Origin of the sequence: Flavobacterium zhoui (genome assembly GCF_042787235.1) — a bacterium.
Classification (GTDB): domain Bacteria; phylum Bacteroidota; class Bacteroidia; order Flavobacteriales; family Flavobacteriaceae; genus Flavobacterium; species Flavobacterium zhoui.
Map to the genome: position 1 here is coordinate 181,548 of NZ_JBHZPY010000002.1, position 20,372 is coordinate 201,919.

Here is a 20,372-nt window from a genome sequence, read left to right on the forward strand (position 1 = left end):
CACGATAAAGATGCTATTTTAGATTAATATGTAGAGATGTAATTCTTAATATGCTTTAAATTAATTGATTATGATTTTGTAATTGAACTGTATTTTGAAAGATTATTTTTATAATTGAGTTTTTTTATTTTGGGGTTGGTTTTTCGCTATATAGCTATTTATAAAAAAAAGCCGAATAATATTATCATGTTAACGTTCTAACCTATACAGGCTTCAATAAGTTACTGATTTTATCCTAACTGAGCTTTATATTGTTGTAATTTTGTATTTAATTATTATTAAAAAATGAGTGATCCATTAATGCTTTTAAAAAAACCGTCTTATCCTATAAATAATTCCTTACTGGATTATTTGGAACGATTTGACCGTATCTCTAAAGTACCCATTTTCTATGATGATTTGTTGCGCTTTTCAGGTTCCATAAATGTGTATGATAAACACGATCAAGATACTTTATGGGTTAGGGTATATTACACCGAATTCGAAAGAAATGAAATTGATTTGACTTTAATGAAAATCTATTCATTGTTGCATTCGGATGGTAATTTAGGGATTATTAAGTTTTTGAATGTGGATTCAATCGACTATTGCACTTTTGGAAATTCGAAACCTTTTCGAATAAAAGTTAGAAATATTTTAAATGATAATTACACGCATTTTTATATTAAGCGGGCAGATGCGTCCCGCGTTTACGGCTTGGAGTTGGAGCATATTTTGTCACCGGATAAGATAAATTTTTTAGTTTATAAAGATACTTTGATCGAAGAACATATTATGGGAATTGCGGGCGATGTGTTTATAAAAACACTTCTCGCTGACTGTACTGAAACAGAAAAATCACAAATCGCCAAAGAATTTGTTAAGTTTAATGAACGCTGTATGATACGTTTATTAGGGGATATGCGTTCTTATAATTATGTCATTATTCCAATTCACGATTTTGATCAGGTAGTGTATAGAATTCGTGCTATTGATTTTGATCAACAATGCTTTGAAGGAAATTTTAAGGTCTATCGTCCGCAGTTTTTTAAAGAGAATTATCCAATGGTAAAATTAGTTAAAGATAAATTGCAGCATAGTTCGATTGAGCAGTATAAAGATGAAGAGCGGGCTGTTTTAGCCAAAAGAATACATTCTGCCGAAAATCGTATCAAAAGATTATTGCAAATCATGGGGTCAGATGTTATTTCGACCGATGAACATTTGAATCAGCTGAAATTGGAACTGTATAATTATACGAATGACTTGAATTTTAAAAAAGCAAAGTCGATGGGAAATGTCATGAGTGCGGCATTTGAATTTATAACCAGAAACTTTAAGAACACCAATTTATTTAATACCGGATTTTAACAAAATAGTTCAAAATAATGTTAGAGCTAATTGGTGTTAACCCTCTTTTTTTCTTTCATTTTTTGTTTAAAAATGATAATAGATTGGATTAATAATAGGATTAGCATTTTTGTAGAGTTTAGGTAGGTTTAGGAGTACGCAGAAATTAATTTGTAAAATCTCTATTTGAAAATTAAACCAAATGAAGCTTTTTATTATGAAAACCTATCAGGGTTTCATTTATTTCCTTTAATTCTGGTGTGAGAAATGTTTTATGGCCATTTTCATCATTAGTTAATTCGATATGACAAACCGTACATTTATATTCTTTAAAGTGGTCTGTTACAATTCTAGTTATTATAAATTTATGTCCAAGCAATAAACACAAAATTTCTTTCGTGAGAATTTTTTTTTTGAATTCAGTAGTAATCATAATAGTAGGATTTGGGGGAGCTAAATGTAACTAATAACTGCTTAAACGACGAATAAAATCGATTAAAAGCATTATATTTAAAATAAAACAAAATAAATCTTACAAAAATTTTTTTTTATAATTTGAAATCAAAATAAATCCTCAACTAATTTCGTAATTGAGGATTGCATATTTATTTCTTGAACAATAGTATATTCTAGCTCTTCTCTTCTTTGTTGAAATATACTAAGTAATAGTACATTTGCTTTTCTTCATCCCAACCTTTTTCTACATATTTTTCAGCACTTTCAGGATTGATAAAATCCATTTTTATTTGAATATGCGTATCTAAATTGATTACATTTTTGATTGATTTTCTTGCGTCAGAAACTGCAGCATTAGCAATAGGAAAAGAAGTTACATCTTCAATGCTGTATTTTTCTCCTTTGTCTATTTTATAGTTTTTGAATTCTGGGATCAAATCTGGATTGTCTAAAACTTCATTTAAGAAATTAGTTTCTTCAAACTGATCATTTTTTGCAAAATAATTCACGGAACGGTTCATAAACATCACTTCTTCTTTCTTGTCTTCGGCTGGGAAAACAACGTCTTTGGCAAAGTTCTGGCAGAATTTCAAATATTTTTTGGTAATGAAATTTTCGTCCTCAAAAGCATCTACAGAGAGGAAATGTTCCAGCCAATATCTTGCATCGTAACGGTTGCTGTCAACAGTTAGTATTTTGTAGCCTTCCTCTTTTTTATAATTAAAAATGATGCAACCTTTATCTAACTTGTTTAAACTTACACCTTGTTGTAAAATCATTTCTAAGTGTGTGGCTTTTTCTTCAAATTGTAAAAAATCAGCTTGTATCTCACTTTTAAAGATTCCTATTGCATCCACTACATTATTGTCAATACTTACGTTTGTTAAATACGTAACATAGACTTCTCCATTCTTGATGTGCGGGTGATTGGATTGCTCAAATAAATGCTGCGTTATTTTTTTTGAAGTTTCGTGAATAGTAGATGGATTCTCAAAAATCTCCGATGCAAATTTGAACATATCATTATAATCCAAATCGATTTCATGGGCAAACTGAAAATAGTTTTCTTCTTTTTCTCTAAAAGGTTTAAAGAAAAATTCCTTCATCAAGGGAACAATTTCATCATTTAAATTAAATGGCTGCTCTGATAAAAAAATGACTTCGTTTCTACTTTTATTTCCAACTCTGTGAATCGATAAGTTTTCGATATGCGTATTATACAGATTGATCATATTTTTTATTTTTTTATTTTAGATAAGAGAGCCAAGATAAATGACAATTTTTAAGTCTTTCATCTTGGCTCTGGATGCTTAATCGCTTAGTAGTTTAATTCCAATTTTCCTCAAACCCGTAGTCTTCAAAACTATCATCTCCTTCAAACATGTCTAAATCATCTTCGTCCAGTCCATCTTCAAATTCATCATTATAGTCATCTGCGTTATCAGCTTCAAAATTTTTCTCCATCGCTTCATCAGGCATTTCACCATGAGAAAAAATTGTTTCGGGATATAAATTTCCAATTACTTGATCTTCGACAGCTGCAAGTTCTACTAGGAAAGTCCACATATTGATAAAATCGTAAACGTAGATGATTTTTGTGTTTTCCTTATCCAATATATCAGACAATGGATAATCACTCATTACTTTTTGTTCACCAGGGATATCTCCCGTATCAAAAAGCGAAATTTCATCTTCCTGATTCCATGTTTCATCACAAGTATAGAACGAAGCGACTTCCATTCCGTCAAAACCAAAGGAATTAAAGATAGCATTGTGTAAATCTTCTAAAGTATCGTCTTCAAGTATTGCAATGTCTCTAAAAACATCATCTTCTGCGTCTAGAATTACTCTAAATTTATAAACCATAATCTTTGTTTTTGTTGAAAGGTCAAAGGTAAAATTTAATTTTAGATTTTATCCCGAAGTTTCGGGACAGATTTCAGATTTGTTGATAATATTTTTGCGTATGATTCTATAGGTGTGTAAGCCGTTGATCGTAATAATTTCTAAAATAGTAATGCTTTTTATAAATTAGGTAAGGTGTTTTTGAATTTATTAGTAATTCGTTTTCTAATAATGTGATACTTTTTATGATTTGGATAGCTTCTGTTCACGGTCATGTTATTGAAAATTAAAGCTACAATCAGTAGAATAAGTACTCCACTTAGAACAGGATACAGTACATACCAATAGCCAAGATTTGTAATTTTAGGGGAGCCAATTATTGCAATCAATGCAGTTGCGCCTCCAGGAGGATGCAGTGTTTTAGTTGCTTGCATCAAAACAATTGAAAACGATACGGCTAGAGGAGCGCTTATCCATAAAATATCGGGTGCAAATTTAGCTACTGTCACTCCTACAATAGCTGATACAAGATGACCGCCAATAAGATTCCTGGGTTGTGCTAATGGACTTTGGATTGCGCCATAAACCAAAACACTGGATGCACCAAAAGAGCCAATCAAAAAAACAACATCTGAATGAAGTAATGTTTTGGATTGCACGTAAGCCATTAGACCTATACCGATAAATGATCCTAAAAAAGCCCAAAAATGTTCTTTGAAATCAACTAAAGTTTCTTTGTAAAGGATGTATTTAGTTTTGCGATAATTCCGTTTTATTTTTTCAATTGGCATAAACTATTATTTTGATAAACTGGCAGAGTAGGAGTATACGGTAAACGGATATATCATTTTTGCTGTGTATTTTGAAATCAGACAAACAACCAAAATGGGAAGAAATAAAGTATAATCATTAGTTAATCCACATACTAAGAAAATCGCGGTAAAAGGGGCGTGAATACTGGCGCTTAAAACCGCTGCCATTCCAATAACCATAAAGTTTACCGGGATTACATTAGCATTTAAATAGGTGTTTAAAAGCAAAGCAACCAGTAATCCTAAAAAGGCACCAATGAAAAGGCTTGGCGCAAAAACACCTCCATCACCACCCGAAGCAAGCGTTGCCGAAGTTACTATTGGTTTTAAAAGGATGATTCCAATAAATGTCAGTACCAGTGAAGATGATAGTGTGACCTCATTCGAATAAGCAAATATTCCTTTGATGGCATGATATCCTTCTCCATAAAGTTGTGGAAAGAAGAATAAGGAAATACTGAGGATTAACGAACCTATCAGAATTTTATAATAATGAATTTTTATTTTAGAAAATTGAGATTTAAACAATAAAACACAACGGGTGAGATAAACGGAATTGATACCGGCTAAAATTCCTAAAAGTATAAAATATGGAATCGCTCTTAAATGCCAAGTTGTAATAGTTACGGTAAACAAAGGTTTTTCGTCCAATAAAAAAACAAGGCCAAAAGCTATGGCAACCGCAATCAAATTACTGATTAAAAACGCTCTGGTTACTTTTCTGGAAATGACTTCAATCGCAAAAAGAATTCCGGCAATAGGACTACTGAATAAAGCAGTAACTCCGGCAGCAACTCCAGCGCATATCAATTCAGTTTTGTATTGTCTAAATACGTTTTGTTTTCTTTGGGCAACGGAACCTATAGTTGCTGAAGCAACAACAGTAGAAACTTCAATTCCCGTGGATCCTCCAAAAACTACAGTCAATAATCCGTTGATGAAATGGGATGGAATTTTATAATTAGGAAGATTCTTAGATTTGGAATTTGTGCTTTCAAAAATTTCCTTAATTCCTTTGTTTTCTTTTTTTCTAAAAATATATTCTCGAAGAAAATAAATAATAGATAGTCCGACAATTGGAAATAAAACAAAGAATAATGGGTTCGTTGATGCTTGATGAAAAAATATCTCCTCGTAATATTCGGTGATTTTTTTTAGTGAAATCCCTAAAAATGCCGAGAGAAAACCAATTAGAAGGGAAACAATTACTAATTTTTGAAATTTGATTAATTGGTGTTTTTTTTTAATTCGGGCAGTATTGGTCATTATAAAGATGTTTTGTAAAACTTATTTTCAAATAAAATAACAACTATGGTATTTAAAAAAGGAGTTTTTGAGGGTATTGCAAATTTAATGAAACAATCCTGGAATTAAATTAAAAACAGCCTATAATCATCATTTTTTATGATTTCTTTATGAATTGTGCTTTTTAATGATATACAAAAGCTCTTATTTTTCATAAAACTCAATCGGGAGGTTGTCCGGGTCGGCAATAAAGGTAAAACGTTTGTTTGCGGTAGGATCTAAGCGTATATTTTCTGATTCAATATTTTTTGAAGATAAAAAATCAATTGTTTGATCTATGTCATTTACTTCAAATGCTAAATGGCGTAATCCAGTCGCTTCAGGTCCTGACATACGCTGCGGTGGATTTACAAAGGAGAAAAGTTCAATAATGTAAATACCATTTAAAGCCAAATCAAGTTTGTAGGATTCTCTTTCCTCACGGTAAATTTCCCTAATAATCGTTAAGCCCAAAACGTCGGTATAGAACGTTTTTGATTTTTGATAATCGGAGCAAATAATAGCGATATGGTGTACTTTGTTGATAGAAATCATAGTTATTTGCGTTTATTTTAAATAAATCATTTCAGGGAGATTGGCTTTAGGATTTTGCGACAAAGCTTCTGAATGAAGTTTATAGATTACTGTTTTTGTTTTGTCGATGTTATCAATTCTAAAAAGGAATTGCACTTCGTTTTCATCATCGGCATTTTGCCAAAGGTATTCTAAATACATTCCTTGGGATGCATGAAACGCTTTGTCTTTTTCTAAAATAGCTTTGATGGTTTCCAGAGGAACATTTTTGAGTTTTGCTAGAACGTGTGGCATAATTAGAGTTTACTCATTAAGTTTCCGAATTACTTTTGCCGGATTTCCTACTGCAAGTGAATTGTCAGGAATATCTTTTGTAACAACAGAACCGGCGCCTATCACACAACCGTTTCCTATTGTAACACCAGGACAAATAACAGAATTTCCGCCAATCCAACAATCGTTTCCAATCGTTATAGGTAAAGCATTTTCATGGGTCTTTCTCAGTTCAGCATCAAGTGGATGTGATGCGGTATATAGTTGAACTCCTGGGGCAAATAGCACATTAGAACCAATAGTCACTTTGGCACAATCTAAAACAACACAATTCACATTGAAATAGACATTTTCCCCACAACTGATATTGTAGCCATAATCACAAAAAAAGGGAGGTTCAATATACAGATTGGCTCCTGCATTAGGTATTAGCTCTTTTAGTATTTCTCGTGCTTTTTTAGTTACTCTATACTCAGTAACATTTAATCTGTGAAGAAGATTTTTTGATTTTCGTCTGTCTTTTACTAAAACAGGATCTCCAGCCAAATAATATTCTCCATCAATCATTTTTTCTTTTTCTGTTTTCATAAAATAGAATCTAGTTAGCGTAAATATAAAAGAAAATAAGGATCATTACAACTCATCCTATAAATTCAACAGTTCAGTTAATAATTGTTTTTTAAATTTAATCCCTGAAATATATTTGTTTCATCAAAAAATCAAATATTATGAAGTTTATTTATACTCTTACCATTTTACTATTCTCTGTAACGTTATTTTCACAAACAACTCTTTCCGGGAAAGTGGTCGATGAAAAAGGGAATCCTATATCAGGAGCCAATATTTTTATCGAAGGTACTTATGACGGTACTTCAAGTTCTGAAACGGGTGATTTTATTTTCACAACAACTACAACTGGTAATCAAACTTTGGTGGTGAGTTTCTTAGTGTATGAAACTTCAAAAACGGTAATTGATGTTTCAAATTTTAAAAATAAAACCATAAAATTAAGAGACAATATCAATGCGTTGGATGCAGTAATTATTACCGCGGGAAATCTAGAGGCAGGTGACAAAGCCAGAGTTTCGGTCTTGAAACCGCTAGATATTGTAACTACGGCGGGATCGGCAGGAAATATTATTGCGGCTTTGCAAACACTGCCTGGGACTCAAAATGTGGGTGAAGATGGTCGATTATTTGTGCGTGGGGGAGAAGCTAATGAAACTCAAACTTTTGTAGATGGTATTCGTGTTGCACAACCTTATGGCGCTTCTGCTCAAAATTTGCCAACAAGAGGCCGATTTTCTCCGTTCCTTTTTAGTGGAATATCATTTTCTACGGGTGGTTATTCTGCTGAATATGGGGAAGCTTTATCCAGTGTTTTGTTATTGAATACGCAAGATGAACCCGACCAAAACAAAACGGAAATTTCATTAATGACTGTTGGTTTGGGTATAGGAAATACTCAGAAATGGAAAAAAAGCTCCCTGAGTGTGAATACCGCTTATATCAATTTATCACCATATCAGGCGTTAATTCATCAAAATGTAGATTGGAACAGTCCTTACCAATCTTTGTCTGGGGAAACCGTATATCGCTATAACTTCAATAATGGAATATTGAAATTATACGCTGCTTTCGATTCTTCAAAATTTGATATTAATCAGGAAAATATTAATTCACCTCAAAAGATAAGAGTCAATCTCAACAACAATAATTTCTATTTTAATTCCTCTTATAAAGGTGGTTTTGGTAACAACTGGCAGATTACTTCAGGATTAAGTTATGGTTATGCAAAAAATAAAATTGGGATTGATTTGAATAATGTTGACAATGAGGAGAACTCGGCTCATTTAAAACTAAAATTAAAGAAAAGTTTTTCAGACAGAATGAAATTATCGTTTGGAGCCGATTATTTTGTTACCAAATTCAATGAGGATTTCAAAGAAAATTCAGGTACAACAAACACAATTGGATATAATTCAAATATCGGAGCTGTTTACACCGAAGCTGATATTTTCTTCTCTAAAAAGTTTGCTGCAAAAGCGGGTTTGAGAGCATCATACAATGATTTACTAAATGAAACTGCTATTGCTCCCAGAGTTTCATTTGCATACAAAATGGCTAAAAACAGTCAGCTTTCAATGGCTTACGGAGATTTTTCACAAACACCCACTGCAGAACTTATTAAATATTCGAAGTTTCATCAATTTGAAAGTGAGAAAGCAGCACATTATATTTTGAATTATCAATACAATAAAAACGGGAAAACTTTCAGGGCAGAAGCCTATTACAAAGACTACAATAATCTAGTAAAATACGACACACCATCAATACAATACAATTCAGTATTTACTAATAATGGTTCTGGTTATGCGAAAGGTTTGGATTTGTTTTGGAGAGACGGGAAATCAATTAAAAACCTAGAATATTGGGTTTCGTATTCCTATATCGATACAGAGAGGGATTACAAAAACTTTAGTGCTCAGGTTACTCCTAATTTTGTTGCCGATCATAGTTTGTCCATTGTTACAAAATATTGGATTAACGATTGGAAATCACAAATAGGATTTACCAATTCATACAGTTCAGGGCGTCCTTACAACAATCCAAATGAAACTAAATTCATGAACGGAAAAACAAAATCATATAATAGTTTAAGTTTCAACTGGGCTTATTTATTGACGACACAAAAGATTTTGTATTTCTCGGTTTCTAATATTTTAGGGAGTCAAAATGTATTCGGGTACGATTATGCTAAAAATCCAGATGCCACAGGAGTTTACAATAGGGCCGCAATTACCCCCACAGCAGATCGGTTTTTCTTTGTAGGGTTCTTCTGGACGATTAGCAATGACAAAAAGGAAAATCAGTTGAAGAATCTTTAAAAATGGTCATTAGGTCTAAACCCTAGGTGAATTTCTTCAACTGTATGACTTTCGACTAAAAGAACAACTCATCCATCAAAATCAACAATTCAGTAAGTATAAATTTTAAAAAAGGTATGATCACTGTAAATTTGGTGAACAATTAATCAACAACTAAAAATTAAATATCATGACAAAAGTTATCACCGCAATCGCATTATTTGTATGTAGTTTATTATCTGCTCAAGGACAATTCGAGCAAGGAATGGGAAAAGCATTCGGACTATGGAAAGAAGGAAAGAACACGGAAGCTTCGGATTTATTCGAAAGAATTGCAGGAGCAGAAAAAGCAAGTTGGTTGCCAAACTATTATGTGGCATTGGTAAATACAACTACAGCTTTTGGAACACAGGACAAAGATAAAATGAATTTGTTGCTTACAAAAGCGCAAAATGCATTAGACATTGAAATGATAAAAGATCAAAACAATGCTGAATTATATGTAATGCAAGCCATGATTAATACCGCCTGGATTGTTTTTGATCCTATGACAAACGGAATGAAATTATCTGGAAAAACAATGGAAATGTATGCTAAAGCAGAAGCCATTGCTCCACAAAATCCGAGAGTAGTTTTTGGTAAAGCTGAATTTCAAATTGGAGGTGCAAAATGGACTGGTATTGATACGAAACCTTTATGTGCAGAAATTGAAAAATCAATCGGACTTTTTGCTACTTTTAAACCAGAAACGCCTTTCTCTCCAAAATGGGGACTAGATAGAGCGACTGAAGCATTGAAAAACTGTAAATAAAATTTACAGAATAAAATTCAAAAACTAAAAAATGGAAAATCAAAGGATACATACCTACACAGAATTTAAAAAGGGAACAATTGTTACTCTGAAAATTGCTTTGATTTTTACATTTGTTTTTTCTTTAATACAAGGTAGTTTTTACCTAAAAACGGTTCTGACCACTTTTTGGGTAAGTTCGTTGTATTCTTTTGGAATTGGTTTTGGTAATGGAGCAATCAATACGCTTCTGGACAAAAAATGGGATTGGCTGGAACACACTAATTTGAGAGTGTATTTCGGAATAATAGCTACGGTTTTGTATACAGTTCCTGTTGTTTTGGGTATTGATTATCTGACTTTCGTGGTTTTTCAAAAAATGAATCCAAGTGAGTTTTTTAATGACAGAATGATTTGGGTTCACTTATTTTACATCATACTTTCATTGGGGGTTTCGACTTTCATGCATGCACGAAGTTTTATGGCCAATTGGAAACAAGCATCAAAAAAAGAAGTCAAAGAACAAAAAATCATCGCAGGAACAGCCTCGGCAAAGTTCGAAAGTTTAAAGAATCAAATCGATCCCCATTTCCTTTTTAATAGTTTGAATGTTTTAAGTTCTTTGATTGAAGAAAATCCGGACAATGCGCAGCGATTTACGACTTCGTTATCAAAAATTTATCGGTATGTATTGGAGCAAAAAGATAAAGAGTTAGTTTCCGTAGAAGAAGAATTGGCTTTCGCCAAAACCTATATGAACCTGCTCAAAATGCGCTTCGAAAACAGTTTGTTCTATGAATTGCCTACTTCTAATTTAAATGCTGAAGCCAAAGTAGTTCCTCTTTCCTTACAGCTTTTATTGGAGAATACCGTAAAACACAATGTAGTTAGTGAGCAAAGACCGCTGCACATTCGCATAACAATTGATGGAGATTATCTTGCTGTTCAAAACGACTATCAAAAGAAAGAGGTGTTGCAGGATCGTCAAGGTGTAGGATTGCAAAACATAATCAATCGCTATGGAATTATTACTAACAGAAAAGTATTGATTGAACAAAACGAGAAAACATTTACGGTCAAAATACCAATTTTAACCAAACAAATTACTGTTATGGAAACAACCGCCAATTATAACGAAAATTCAGCTTATTACAGAGCAAAGAAGCGAGTAGAAGAGTTGAAAGGTTTTTATGGGAATCTAATATCTTATTGTTGTGTAATTCCAATTTTGATTTTTATTAATCTCACTTATTCGCCACAATTTCAATGGTTTTGGTTTTCGGCTGGAGGCTGGGGATTTGGATTAATTATGCATGCATTGAAGGTTTTTGGATACAGTTCAAAATGGGAGGAAAGAAAAATTAAGGAGATTTTGCAAAGACATGACAGTGAAAAATCTTGGAAATAGTTTTGCGTTTTAAATTTTAATCTTGAAAATAAATTATACAAAAAAAGTATGGAACATATCAATCAAAACGACGAGCGTTACTACAGTGCAAAAAAGCAGGTTGAGGAAATAAAAGGGTTTTATGGTAACTTGATTTCCTACATTGTAGTAAATATAGGATTAGTTATTGTAAATTTAATGACATCACCAGATCATTTATGGTTTTATTGGCCATTGTTATGGTGGGGAATCGGAGTTGTTTTCCACGGTCTCAGAGTTTTTAAGTACATGCCTTTTGTCACAAAGGACTGGGAAGAAAAAAAGATAAGGGAGTTTATGGATAAGGAAAAGGGAAACAAGGAAACTTGGGAATAATTTTAAATAGTATAGCAATGGCAACATATAGAAATAAAATGGGTAATGATTATAATATAGATGCTGGTAATCCTGATGAACGCTATAACTTAGCTTATAAAAGAGTAAAAAGAATCAAAGGGTTCTATATTCATTTATTGGTATATGTAGTTGTAAATTCATTTATTATTATTGCAAATAGCAATGAAAGTATACCCAGCAATCATCTTTTTTGGAGTTGGGAGAATTTCTCAACGGCATTGTTTTGGGGGATTGGATTGACAGCTCATGGATTATCTGTTTTTGGAAGAAATATATTTTTTGGTGCAAACTGGGAAGAGAAAAAAATTCAAGAATTAATGGAAAAAGAAAAAAGTGAAAAATGGGAATAATAATAAGTTTTCATCCCGAAGCTTCGGGAGCAGTTTTCAGTTGTTACTCTTTAAAATTTTAAACACTAAACAAGAACTCCACTTTGAAAAAATATCTACCGGTTATAACTATTTTAGCGTTTATAAAACTTTCTATTCACTTAATAGGAAACCGAAATTATGGATTTCATCGGGATGAATTATTGCATTTATCTGTAAGCGAGCACTTAGATTGGGGGTATTTTGAATTTCCGCCTTTTATAGCTTTTATTGGTAAAATTGCCCATTTTAGTTTTGGATATTCGGTATCAGGCGTACGGTTTTTTTCCACGTTAGCGGGAGTTGGTATTCTTGTAATTTGTTGTTTGATTGCCAAAGAATTGGGTGGGAAGATAAAAGCAATTTTGTTAGCTGGAGTTTCTGTTTTAGCTTTTGTTCCTTTTTATCGCAATCATATGTTGTTCCAGCCTGTAGCTTTCGATCAGTTTTTTTGGACACTTGGGTTTTATTTTTTGATTAAATATTTTAATACTAGAAATGCAAAATTCCTTGTTTTACTTGGAGTTTCTGCTGGTTTTGGTTTAATGAATAAGTATACCATATTAGTTTGGGGATTAGGAGTCGTAGTGGGTTTGTTGTTTTATGAAAAAGGTAAATTATTCAAGAATAAATGGTTTTATCTTTCAGGATTAATCACTTTTTTAATTGTTTTACCAAATTTGATTTGGCAAATAAACCATCAATTTCCACTGTTACTGCATTTGCAAAAGTTAAAAGAAAGTCAGTTGGATGAGAGTGGTCCTTTTGATTTTGCAATAGAGCAATTAAAACATCCTTTCACGTTAACAATAAGCCTAATGGGACTTTTTGCTTACTTTTTTGACAAAGATTTAAAAAAGTATAAAACGTTTGGAATAGCAGCTTTGGTGATATTTTTCAGCATGTGGATCATGCAGTCTAAGGCCTATTATTTCTTCGCTATTTATCCTGTGTTATTTGCCGCTGGAGCGGTGAAAATTGAAAAATTACTACAAAATAAACCAAAATGGAATTATGTAGTCGCCTCTGTGGTATTTCTTCCAATACTTCCTTTTTTGCCTCAGGCAATTGCTATTTTGCCGATAGAATCCTATGTTAGTTACTCTGATTTAGAAATTCAAAAAAATGGGCGCATTCAGCTCACAGATGATTATGCGGATATGTTTGGTTGGGAGGAACAAGTGAAATTAGTCGATAGTTTATACCAATCGTTGCCCGTAAAAGACAAAAGAAATTGCGTTATTTGGGCAGAAAATTATGGTGAAGCCGGAGCAATAGAAATCATTGGAAAAAAGTATGGATTACCAAATCCAATTTGTAGTAATGGTAGCTTTTGGCTTTGGGGAACTGGGAAAACAATTGGACAAGTTTGTATAAGTATTGGTAATGAAAAAGAAGTCGTCGAAAGGGTTTTTGCAGATTATAAATTAGTGAAGATTATAAAACACAAATATGCAATCGAAGAAGAAAATAATATTCCAGTGTATCTTTGCCGAAATCCAAAAATAAATCTTCAACAAAAATGGAAATCATTGGAGATGCATGTGTTTGATTAGTAAATAGCAAAATAGACAGTATCCTTTTTTGAAAACTTAAATATAAATGATGACCACAATAATAATTGAAGACGAAAAACCAGCAGCCAGATTGCTTCAAAGAAAACTCGAAAAGTTAAATATTCAAGTAGGAGTGATGCTGCATTCCGTGGAAGAATCTATTGATTGGTTTTCTAAAAATGAACATCCGGATTTGATCTTTTTGGACATTCAATTATCGGATGGATTGTCGTTTGAAATCTTTGAAAAAGTAGCTATCAAAAGTGCTATAATTTTCACAACGGCTTATGATGAATATGCGTTGCGAGCATTCAAATTAAACAGCATTGATTATCTTTTGAAACCCATTGATGAGGATGATTTGGAAGTAGCGGTTTCTAAGTTTAAAGCCCGGTTACCAAAACAAGAAACTCTACAATTGGATTTTGAGCAAATCAAAAGAATGTTGACGAACCCATTTGAAAAAAATTATAAAAAACGGTTTACGGTGAAAATCGGGCAACATTTAAAAGTTATTTCTATTGATGAGGTGGAATGTTTTTATAGCGAAAATAAAGGAACGTACATTCATACTTTCGATAATAGGAATTATTTAATCGAAAATACATTGGAAGTTTTGGAGCAAGACTTAGATCCGAAAGACTTTTTCCGAGTGAGCAGGAAATTTATAATTCCGCTGAAAGCGATCAAAGAAATAGTCCTTTATAGTAACTCTCGATTGAAGCTAATTCTGCCTTCTTTTAAGGATGATGAGGTAATCGTAAGCAGAGAGAAAGTCTCCGATTTTAAAACTTGGATTGGGTAATAAAAGGATAAAAAATAAACTGTTTCAAAAGCACAAATAAAATCCAAAAAATGGAAAATATTCAACGTAGCTTTTGAAACAGTTTTAATGAATTTTAGAAATCTGAAATTATTCAAATAACGATTTAATTTCTTTCTCTGTCTTTCCTAATTTTTGTTGCAATTTTCCCCAAGTTTCATCTTCTTTACCTTCTTCAAATAACACATCGTCATCTGTTAGTTCAGCAAACTTTTGTTTAAGTTTACCTTTCAATTCATTGTAATTTCCTTTAATCTCTGTTGAATTTGGCATAACGTATAGTTTTAAATTAAAATTTATTCTATTACAAATTTGGTGAGAAATAGGGGTTGGATTGTTACATAATTAATTGAAAAACTTGTTTAATTTCAACAGAACTACTAAAATTGATTTCGTGTTTTTTATATAGTAGTGTATTGATTCAGATTAAATGTAAGTGCGAAGTAATTGCATTTAATAATCTGATAATAAATTGAATAAATAGTTACTATAGATTATTACTATAATGGTTTTACGCTTTAAAAAAAGTCTTTCTTATGCCAATTAGCACAAAAATGAATAAAGTGTAAACGATGAAAAACGGAACGATATATTCGATTAAATTCATTGGCAGCATAATGGCAATTATAAGTAATTGAAAGCCTAATCCGTAAATGGATAGCGCGGTCATGAACCAATGTGGAAATGTTTTTACCTTGTAAGCCTCTTTGTCAAGAGTGTGAATTATTTTATCAAAAGTGCCATAAACGATTGTGTAAATTTGAAATAAAACATCAACGGCTTTTTGGTTTTCTCCTGGTAAAGCTCGGGGTGATTTGTATTCAAATATCTTGCTGGTGGTGTCTCCTCCAACTGATTTATTGCGTAAAATTACATAATAGTAATTGTACAAAGTTCCTTGTAATTGAATGCAAATAAATGCCAAAATTGTCATCCAAATATTCCCTTTTGAAACATAACAAATCGTCATTAAAAGCAGAAAATTTAAGATGATGTCAAAGACACTGTCGAGGTATCTTCCGGTATAAGAAGGTGTGTTTTTTATCCTAGCCAATTCTCCATCGGCGGCATCAATTCCTGATTTCAAAACGATAAAAAAACCGGCAAATAGGTACTGATTTTGTAAAATGCAGTAAATCGCAACAAGACCTGTAAGCCCAAAAAGCAGCGTAACGTGAATGGGAGTAAATCGGGTATTTTTTAATTTGTTAGCTAAAAATTTTCCGAATGGTCTTCCGTAATCGGATAAATCCAAAAATTTATCTTGAGCAGCAAGTTTAGACATTTACGTTTATGAGCAAAGAAATGCGACAATATAGTCAGTATAAAAATACGATAAAAATTATTTTGTTAGTTGGTGTAAAGTATATGTCATAGCAGTAAGCAAAAAGAATGCACTAACTTGATGGGTTAACCCCAACCATAAAGGAACACCGTAAAGTAAAGTTAATACTCCTAATCCAAACTGAAGAAAAACAAGAAATAAAAGTGCTTTTATACCATTTGTTTGTGATTTTTCCAAAGTGAATTGGGTACTTTTAAAATACAATAGAACAATCATTCCTACTACAAAATAAGCCAATGTTCGATGTACAAATTGCACACCGCTTTTTCCTTCAGTAAAACTCAAAAACAGGTTTTTTTGTTCGAGAAAAACACTGTCATGTATGAATTGTCCATCACTCATTAATGGCCAGTGGTTGTGAATTAAACCTGCATTGAGGCCAGCTACGAATCCACCGTAGATAATTTGCAATAATAATAAGGCTAATGCAATGCGGGCAATGGTGCGCAAAGATTTTTCAATTTCTTTCTTTTCAGGATAAATGATATCTAATGCGACCCAAAGTGTATACGCAAATGTTATAAATGCAAAAGTCAAATGCAATGCAAGTCTAAAATGGCTTACATCGGGATCATTTACTAAACCACTTTTTACCATAAACCAACCTAGAAAACCTTGAAAAGCTCCCATGAAAAGTAAAATAACACATTTTTTGATAGTTGCTGACGAAAGACGTTTCCTAAACAAGAAATAAACAAAAGGAACAATAAATGCCAAACCAATAATTCTTCCTATAAAACGGTGAAACCACTCCCAGAAATAGATGAATTTATAATCACTTAGCGTAAAATCATTGTGGATATTTATTTTTTGATACTCCGGAAATTTTTTATATTCTTCAAAAGCCTGTGACCATTTTTCCTCTGTCAATGGAGGGAAGGTATCGGTAACTAAATGCCAGTCGGTCATTGATAAGCCAGAATTGGTCAATCGGGTAATTCCTCCTACTACAACCATCATAAACAATAATAAGCATCCTGATAATAACCAAATGATAACGTAATTATTCTCTTTTTTCATTGTTTGTAATTAATTTGTACAAAGATATTTGAAATTTGATAAATTGTTAATTCAACAAGCGTTAATCTTTAATCCAATTTTCGTGGCTCTTTTCAACATGAAATCGTACGCTGCTTGGTATTCGTTCGGAATTTCTCCTTCGAGTATGGCTTCTTTGATTGCTTCTTTAAGCATTCCAATTTCCTTTGATGGCTTCAAATTGAAGATTTCCATAATTTCTTCACCAGTTATTGGCGGTTGAAAATTACGAACATGATCGCGCTCTTCCACTTCCACAATTTTCTTTCGAACAATTTCAAAGTTGCTATGGTATTTCTTGAATTTATTAGTGTTTTTTGTAGTAATATCGGCCTCACATAACGTCATTAGATTTTCTACATCTTCACCAGCGTCAAAAACTAAACGACGTACAGCAGAATCCGTTACGGTATCTTGCGACAAAACTATTGGACGCGAACTCATCATCACCATTTTTTGCACAAACTTCATTTTTTGGTTCAAAGGCATATGAAGACGCTCAAAGATTTTCTTTGCCATTTTTCCACCTAGAAACTCATGTCCATGAAAGGTCCAGCCTTGTTTTTTATTGAAGCGTTTCGTTGGCGCTTTTCCGATGTCATGCAATAAAGCAGCCCAACGCAGCCAAACATCATCCGTATTTGGACAAATATTATCAACGACTTCTAATGTGTGATAAAAATTATTTTTGTGGGTATGGCCTTCTATTTCTTCCACTTGATTTAAAGCAGTCAATTCTGGAAGAATAATGTCTAAAAGACCAGTTTTAAATAGCAACAAAAATCCTATGGAAGGTTTGTCTGTCGAAAGAATTTTATTAAGTTCGTCAACAATACGTTCCCCGGAAATAATTTTAATTCGCTCCGCATTCTTTGTGATTGAATTCAAAGAATTTTCTTCGATATCAAAACCTAATTGATTGGCGAAACGAATTCCTCTCAACATTCGTAAAGGATCATCAGAAAAAGTAATATCTGGATCCAAAGGTGTTCTGATTATTTTGTTTTTTAAATCTTCCAGACCATTAAAAGGATCGGATAATTCTCCAAAATTCTTTTCGTTTAAGGATAAAGCCAACGCATTTATAGTGAAATCACGACGATTTTGGTCGTCTTCAAGGGTTCCGTTTTCTACAACTGGATTGCGACTTTCAAAATGATAGGATTCTTTTCTGGCGCCTACAAACTCAATTTCAGTATCTTCAAAACGCAACATTGCGGTTCCATAGGTTTTGAAAACCTGAACTTTTGGCTTTTTTGGAAGTAATTGGGAAACTTTTAAAGCTAATTCGATTCCGCTGCCCACTGCAACAATATCAATATCTTTTTTGAAATCTCTATTCAAAATCAAATCTCTCACGAAACCACCAATAACATAACTTTCGACGTTAAGTTCTTGGGAAGCTTGAGAAATGACTTCAAAAATTTTATTATTTAAGGCTTCTTTGTATGAAGTTTTGATGCTCATTTTAAAAATGTTTAAAGTCTGTAGTCTAAAGTTGCTAAACTGAAAACTGAAAACTGAATACTGCAAACTATTTCCGAATCACTTTTACCTGAGAATCATTCGTCAATTTTATAATTGTAGAAGGTTTTCCGGAAATTTTTTCGTGGTGCAAATTTACAACATAGTCCACGCCTTTTATAATTTCAGGGTTGATTTCTTTGAAACTTTTTGGAGTGGGTTTGCCTGATATGTTTGCCGATGTCGAAACTAATGGCTTTTTCATTTTCTCCAATAATTTGAAACAGAACGGATCTTTTACTATTCTGATTCCTAGTGTGTTGTCGACTGCTATTAAATTGGGAGCCACGTTTCTAGGTTTGTCTAGAATTAAAGTGGTCGGATTTTCGGATAGATCCATGATTTGCCACGCTACTTCAGGGATATCTTTAAAAACATTGTACATCATCTTTTCCCCATTCATCAAAACAATCATGCTTTGTGTCTCGGCTCTTTGTTTGAGTTTGTAAATTTTGGCAACTGCTTCCGGATTGGTAGCATCACATCCAATTCCCCAAACAGTGTCCGTAGGATAGAGTATAATTCCGCCTTCCTTTATTACTTCGTAGGCATTATGTATTTCTTGGTTGATATCCATTTTTTTATTTAATTAGACAGTCTGTTGTTTATGTAATTGCCTTTTTCCTCTTATTTTGTCTATTATGTTTGTAAAAATATAAAAAACTGGGTTTGCTTTTTTTAAAGAAAAATTACATTTTTTAAACAATTCTAAATTGAGCTCTGATATCTCTTTAAAAAGAAAATGAGAATCGTTTTTTTGATTATTGGAAAATTTTTTAAATTTTAAATAATTATTATAATAAGCTTTAGCTAATCGTCGATGATCTACATACGATTTTGGGATTGAATTACCTAAAATATGGTCTATAATTAAATGATTATTTTTTAATCTGTTTTTTTTGATTCTTAATTTAGTACCAATTTGTTGCTCAGAATGTAATCTATATGAAATTAGATCTTCTTTTAAATAACCTATTTTTTTTCTTGAGGCGATTATAACAGCAATCCATTCATCATGATGTAAATTTTTTATATCAGGAAATGGTAAAATTAAATTTTTTATTTCTTTTTTAATGCATAGAGTTGCACCAGTTACCATGTTTGATTTAAATATTAGATGAAGATATAAATCATTTAAATTTTTTAATTGATCTTCCATAAAACTTACAGAATCCCAAAGACTAATTTCAGTAAATTTTTCATTTTTGTCATTAATCAATTCACCATTTGTAAAAATAGCTTCTAAAGATTCATTTTCATAAAAATATTGAATAATTTTTTTTACTTTATCTTTTTTCCAAATATCATCTTGGTCACTTAAAAAAATATAATCACCATCACAAATGGAAATTGCTTTTTCAAAATTTTTATTACTTCCTAAATTAACTTCGTTTTTTTGTAAAGATATTAATTTAGGGTTTTCTAATTGAAATTGCTCTATGATTTCAATAGTTTTATCATTTGATCCATCATCACAAATGACTATTTCATCAATAGCACGTGTTTGATTTAAAATGCTCTCAATTTGTTTTTTAATATATTTCTCACCATTATAGGTACACATTGCAACAGATATTTTCATATTTTATTTCCTTTATTATGAATTCAAAATAGTCTTGCAGATTTTCCGCAACAAAGTAAGAATCTTGATCCTTGTCATTAAAAAATTAAAACCATCGGAATTGCTTTTTTACTTGCTTGATTTAAACGGATGAACAGTCCTTTGTTTTCACAATCAGAAAAAT

At 32.1% G+C, this 20,372-nt stretch carries 22 protein-coding genes; 8 read left to right on the forward strand and 14 right to left on the reverse strand.

Annotated features, from left to right (window positions below; genetic code table 11):
* Positions 1-285 precede the first annotated feature (285 nt).
* On the forward strand, positions 286-1,350 hold the full coding sequence (locus ACFX5F_RS03790) for a hypothetical protein (RefSeq protein ID WP_379850050.1): 1,065 nt from the start codon (positions 286-288) through the stop codon (positions 1,348-1,350).
* 172 nt (positions 1,351-1,522) lie between these two features.
* Here the strand turns inward: ACFX5F_RS03790 and ACFX5F_RS03795 are convergent, their stop codons facing one another.
* The 8 genes from ACFX5F_RS03795 to ACFX5F_RS03830 form a co-directional block, all read right to left on the reverse strand.
* Positions 1,523-1,762, reverse strand: a complete 240-nt coding sequence (locus ACFX5F_RS03795; RefSeq protein ID WP_379850052.1) for a DUF1660 family phage protein — start codon at positions 1,760-1,762, stop codon at positions 1,523-1,525.
* Between the two features lie 196 nt (positions 1,763-1,958).
* Complete coding sequence (locus tag ACFX5F_RS03800) at positions 1,959-3,017, reverse strand: nucleoid-associated protein (protein ID WP_379850054.1); 1,059 nt, start codon at positions 3,015-3,017, stop codon at positions 1,959-1,961.
* 94 nt (positions 3,018-3,111) lie between these two features.
* A complete protein-coding gene (locus ACFX5F_RS03805; protein WP_379850056.1) occupies positions 3,112-3,651 on the reverse strand; it encodes an IS1096 element passenger TnpR family protein in 540 nt (179 codons plus the stop codon).
* A 158-nt stretch (positions 3,652-3,809) separates the two neighbouring features.
* Complete coding sequence (locus ACFX5F_RS03810; RefSeq protein WP_379850058.1) at positions 3,810-4,421, reverse strand: HPP family protein; 612 nt, start codon at positions 4,419-4,421, stop codon at positions 3,810-3,812.
* Positions 4,422-4,427: 6 nt separating this feature from the next.
* Positions 4,428-5,708 carry a chloride channel protein gene (locus ACFX5F_RS03815; RefSeq protein ID WP_379850060.1) on the reverse strand — a complete coding sequence of 427 codons (1,281 nt, stop codon included), beginning with the start codon at positions 5,706-5,708 and terminating at the stop codon, positions 4,428-4,430.
* 183 nt (positions 5,709-5,891) lie between these two features.
* Positions 5,892-6,281, reverse strand: coding sequence for an SMU1112c/YaeR family gloxylase I-like metalloprotein (gene gloA2 / locus ACFX5F_RS03820; RefSeq protein ID WP_379850062.1), 390 nt, complete (start codon positions 6,279-6,281; stop codon positions 5,892-5,894).
* 12 nt (positions 6,282-6,293) lie between these two features.
* Positions 6,294-6,554, reverse strand: a complete 261-nt coding sequence (locus ACFX5F_RS03825; protein ID WP_379850064.1) for a hypothetical protein — start codon at positions 6,552-6,554, stop codon at positions 6,294-6,296.
* Between the two features lie 9 nt (positions 6,555-6,563).
* On the reverse strand, positions 6,564-7,121 hold the full coding sequence (locus ACFX5F_RS03830) for a sugar O-acetyltransferase (protein WP_379850066.1): 558 nt from the start codon (positions 7,119-7,121) through the stop codon (positions 6,564-6,566).
* A gap of 140 nt (positions 7,122-7,261) precedes the next feature.
* On the opposite strand from ACFX5F_RS03830, the gene ACFX5F_RS03835 reads away from it, so the two are divergent.
* The 7 genes from ACFX5F_RS03835 (at position 7,262) to ACFX5F_RS03865 (ending at position 14,702) form a co-directional block, all read left to right on the forward strand.
* Positions 7,262-9,421, forward strand: a complete 2,160-nt coding sequence (locus ACFX5F_RS03835; RefSeq protein ID WP_379850068.1) for a TonB-dependent receptor — start codon at positions 7,262-7,264, stop codon at positions 9,419-9,421.
* 169 nt (positions 9,422-9,590) lie between these two features.
* Complete coding sequence (locus tag ACFX5F_RS03840) at positions 9,591-10,211, forward strand: hypothetical protein (protein ID WP_073207318.1); 621 nt, start codon at positions 9,591-9,593, stop codon at positions 10,209-10,211.
* A gap of 31 nt (positions 10,212-10,242) precedes the next feature.
* A complete protein-coding gene (locus ACFX5F_RS03845; protein WP_379850070.1) occupies positions 10,243-11,598 on the forward strand; it encodes a histidine kinase in 1,356 nt (451 codons plus the stop codon).
* Positions 11,599-11,646: 48 nt separating this feature from the next.
* Positions 11,647-11,952, forward strand: a complete 306-nt coding sequence (locus ACFX5F_RS03850; RefSeq protein ID WP_379850072.1) for a 2TM domain-containing protein — start codon at positions 11,647-11,649, stop codon at positions 11,950-11,952.
* A 17-nt stretch (positions 11,953-11,969) separates the two neighbouring features.
* On the forward strand, positions 11,970-12,323 hold the full coding sequence (locus ACFX5F_RS03855; protein ID WP_379850074.1) for a 2TM domain-containing protein: 354 nt from the start codon (positions 11,970-11,972) through the stop codon (positions 12,321-12,323).
* A gap of 83 nt (positions 12,324-12,406) precedes the next feature.
* Positions 12,407-13,897, forward strand: a complete 1,491-nt coding sequence (locus ACFX5F_RS03860; protein WP_379850076.1) for an ArnT family glycosyltransferase — start codon at positions 12,407-12,409, stop codon at positions 13,895-13,897.
* Positions 13,898-13,946: 49 nt separating this feature from the next.
* Positions 13,947-14,702, forward strand: coding sequence for a LytR/AlgR family response regulator transcription factor (locus ACFX5F_RS03865; RefSeq protein ID WP_073207304.1), 756 nt, complete (start codon positions 13,947-13,949; stop codon positions 14,700-14,702).
* A gap of 108 nt (positions 14,703-14,810) precedes the next feature.
* Here ACFX5F_RS03865 and ACFX5F_RS03870 read toward each other — a convergent pair whose 3' ends face one another.
* The 6 genes from ACFX5F_RS03870 to ACFX5F_RS03895 all read right to left on the reverse strand — a co-directional run bounded on the left by ACFX5F_RS03870 (position 14,811) and on the right by ACFX5F_RS03895 (position 20,209).
* Positions 14,811-14,993: a CsbD family protein gene (locus ACFX5F_RS03870; RefSeq protein ID WP_073207301.1), complete on the reverse strand. Its 183-nt coding sequence runs from the start codon at positions 14,991-14,993 to the stop codon at positions 14,811-14,813.
* A gap of 238 nt (positions 14,994-15,231) precedes the next feature.
* A complete protein-coding gene (locus tag ACFX5F_RS03875) occupies positions 15,232-16,005 on the reverse strand; it encodes a CDP-alcohol phosphatidyltransferase family protein (RefSeq protein WP_379850078.1) in 774 nt (257 codons plus the stop codon).
* Between the two features lie 57 nt (positions 16,006-16,062).
* Positions 16,063-17,085: a COX15/CtaA family protein gene (locus ACFX5F_RS03880; RefSeq protein WP_379850080.1), complete on the reverse strand. Its 1,023-nt coding sequence runs from the start codon at positions 17,083-17,085 to the stop codon at positions 16,063-16,065.
* A gap of 51 nt (positions 17,086-17,136) precedes the next feature.
* Positions 17,137-18,570, reverse strand: a complete 1,434-nt coding sequence (locus ACFX5F_RS03885; protein ID WP_379850082.1) for a CCA tRNA nucleotidyltransferase — start codon at positions 18,568-18,570, stop codon at positions 17,137-17,139.
* 67 nt (positions 18,571-18,637) lie between these two features.
* Positions 18,638-19,204 carry an L-threonylcarbamoyladenylate synthase gene (locus tag ACFX5F_RS03890; RefSeq protein WP_379850084.1) on the reverse strand — a complete coding sequence of 189 codons (567 nt, stop codon included), beginning with the start codon at positions 19,202-19,204 and terminating at the stop codon, positions 18,638-18,640.
* A 12-nt stretch (positions 19,205-19,216) separates the two neighbouring features.
* On the reverse strand, positions 19,217-20,209 hold the full coding sequence (locus ACFX5F_RS03895) for a glycosyltransferase family 2 protein (protein WP_379850086.1): 993 nt from the start codon (positions 20,207-20,209) through the stop codon (positions 19,217-19,219).
* Positions 20,210-20,372: the final 163 nt, after the last annotated feature.